Source organism: Pseudomonas tremae, assembly GCF_001401155.1.
Classification (GTDB): Bacteria; Pseudomonadota; Gammaproteobacteria; order Pseudomonadales; family Pseudomonadaceae; genus Aquipseudomonas; species Aquipseudomonas tremae.
The window spans coordinates 1-2,999 of the sequence record NZ_LJRO01000244.1 but is presented as its reverse complement, the minus strand read 5'-3'; the positions used below and the strand labels follow the sequence as shown (position 1 = coordinate 2,999).

Sequence of the window (2,999 nt, the reverse complement as noted above, 5' to 3'; positions counted from 1 at the left end):
CATAGCCCGATCTTCCAGGTCATGCTGGCGCTGAACAACACCCCGGGCGGCGGCGAACTCAGCCTGCCGGAGCTGAGCCTGGAGCCGCTGCAAACGCCGCACACGACAGCCCAGTTCGACCTGTCGCTTTCACTTGTCGAGGCGAAGGGTGGGTTGCTCGGTTCTCTGGAATACGCGAGCGATCTGTTCGAGCGTGCGACGATCGATCGGATGGCGGGGCATTTGCAGGTGCTTCTGGAAGGGATGGTGGCGGATGACCAGCAGCCGGTCGGAAAACTACCGCTGCTGTCCTGCGCGCAACGTCGGCAGGTGCTGGAGACGTTCAACGATACGGCGGCGGCCTACCCGGCGGACAAGCTGCTTCATCAACTGTTCGAGGAGCGGGTGGCACAACATCCGGATGCCCTGGCGGTGGTCGATGAAGCCGGAAGCCTGACCTATGGCGAACTGAATGTGCGGGCGAATCGACTGGCACATTATCTGATCGGCCTGGGTGTCCAGCCGGACGATCGGGTGGCGATCTGTGTTCAGCGCAGTCTGGAAATGGTGGTGGGCTTGCTGGGAATTTTGAAGGCGGGCGGTGCGTATGTGCCGCTGGACCCTGGATATCCGCCAGAGCGGTTGCGCTATATGCTGGAAGACAGTGCGCCGGTGGGGTTGCTGTTGCAGGGCGAAACCCGGATGTTGTTGGGCGAGTTGGCGGTGCCGATGCTTGATCTGCAAGAAGGCGACTGGGAGGTTGAGGCTGAACACAATCCCGTGGTGCCGACCATCAAGCCGCAGCACCTGGCCTATGTGCTTTACACCTCAGGCTCCTCCGGTAAACCGAAAGGCGTGGGCGGCTCACATCAGGGCATGGTTAACCGTCTTTACTGGATGCATAGCACTTTCGATGGTCAGCGATTCGAAAAGTATGCACAAAAAACGTCGATCAGTTTTCTCGATTCGTTGAGCGAAACGCTGACGCCCTTACTGTTTGGTGCGCAATTGTATATCGTGTCGCCGTTGGCCTCCATGGATCCGGTAAAGTTATGGCAGGCGGTTACAGAGCATCAATTGACCCGTCTGGTTCTTGTCCCGTCACTGTTGGAAGAGTTGTCGAGGATGGAGAACCGGCAAGTTTCGCAAGAAAAGCGGCTGATCGTTTGCAGTGGCGAGGTTTTTTCGTCCTCCCTGCTTGCTCGCACTCGCGCGTGGTTACCTTCGGCCACGATACTGAACTTCTACGGTTCGTCGGAAGTGGCGGCTGACTCTACTTTTTACCTGTGCGACAGCGCTGTTCAAGCCGGCCACTCGCTTCCGATAGGCCGTCCGATATCGAACACACAGATTTACCTGTTGGATGCATACGGCCAACCGGTACCGATCGGGGTCATCGGCGAGATCCATATCGGCGGTGTAGGCGTTGCCCGTGGCTATCTGAATCTGCCGGAACTGACGGCGGAGCGTTTCGTCGAGGACCCGTTCAGTGCCGAGCCGACGGCGCGGATGTACAGGAGCGGCGATCTGGGCCGCTGGCTGGCGGACGGCAACATCGAGTACCTGGGGCGCAATGACGATCAGGTGAAGATCCGGGGCTTTCGTATAGAACTGGGCGAGATCGAGTCACAACTGTCCGAGTGCCCATGGGTCAGGGAGGCGGTGGTACTGGTGCGCGAGCACAGTCCCGGAGACAAACGACTGGTGGCCTACCTTACAGCACAGGAAGGCGCGGTGTTGTCGGCGGCGCAGTTGCGCGAGCAACTTTCGCAAGGGCTGGCGGATTACATGATCCCGAGCGCCTTTGTGACGCTGGCGCGCTTCCCGCTGACACCGAGCGGCAAGCTGGATCGTAGGGCATTACCGGCGCCGGAGGACGACGCTTATGCCAGTCGTGGCTACGAGACGCCAACAGGTGAAGTCGAGCCTGCGCTGGCCGAGATCTGGCGGGCGCTGCTGGGGCTGGAGCGGGTGGGTCGTCATGACCACTTCTTCGAACTGGGCGGGCATTCGTTACTGGCCGTGCAACTGGTTTCACGCCTGCGTCGGCAGTTCGGAGTCGACGTGGCACTGCGAGATGTGTTTGCCGAGCCTACATTACAAGGTCTGGCACGGCAGGTGACGAACGCCAGGCTCACGGCGCAGCCGCCGTTGACGCCGGTCGACCGCAATCTGCCATTGCCGTTGTCGTGGTCGCAGCAGCGCTTGTGGTTCCTCGATCAACTGGACCGTGCGGCGGGAGCCGCCTATCACATCGCTGCAGGGCTACGCTTGCGCGGCCAATTGAATCGCGACGCCTTGCAAGCCACGCTGGACCGCATCGTGGCTCGCCACGAAATCCTGCGCACCCATTTTGTCTTGCACAAGGGCCAGGCGATACAGTTGATCGCACCAGCGGCCCAAGGGTTTGCCTTGGCTACCCACGACCTGCGCTCTCTGGGCAGCACGGCGCAGCACGAGGCGGTCGAGCGGCTCGCTCGCGAGGAGTCGGTTGCACCGTTCGACTTGTCGAGTGGTCCGCTGATTCGTGGGCGGCTTGTGCAACTGTCGGAGACAGAGCACGTCCTGCTGGTGACGCAGCACCATATCGTTTCGGACGGTTGGTCGACGGGCGTTCTGCTGCAGGAAATCGGTACGTTGTACCGCGCCTTCAGCCAGGGGCTGGCCGATCCTCTGCCGGCACTGGCCTTCCAGTATGTCGACTATGCCGCGTGGCAGCGGGAGTGGTTGCAGGGCGAAACCCTGCAAACGCAGGTCGACTTCTGGCGGCAACACCTGAGCGGAGCTCCGGCCCTGCTGGAGCTGCCCACCGACCACCGCCGGCCACCATTGCGCAGTTACGCGGGCGGGCGGGTGAGTCTGGCCCTGGGCCCAGCATTAACGGCAGGGCTGCGACAGTTGGGTCAGCGTCATGGTGCGACGCTGTTCATGACATTGCTGGCGGGGTGGTCGAGTCTGTTGAGCCGGTTCAGCGGGCAGGATGACGTGGTGATCGGCACACCGGTGGCAAATCGTCCGCG

At 61.5% G+C, this 2,999-nt stretch carries 1 protein-coding gene; it reads left to right on the top strand.

Translation table 11 applies throughout. The features are described from left to right. Window positions 1–2,999 (top strand): non-ribosomal peptide synthetase (locus ALO43_RS15685; protein WP_157062308.1); only part of this gene is annotated, 2,999 nt, incomplete at both ends.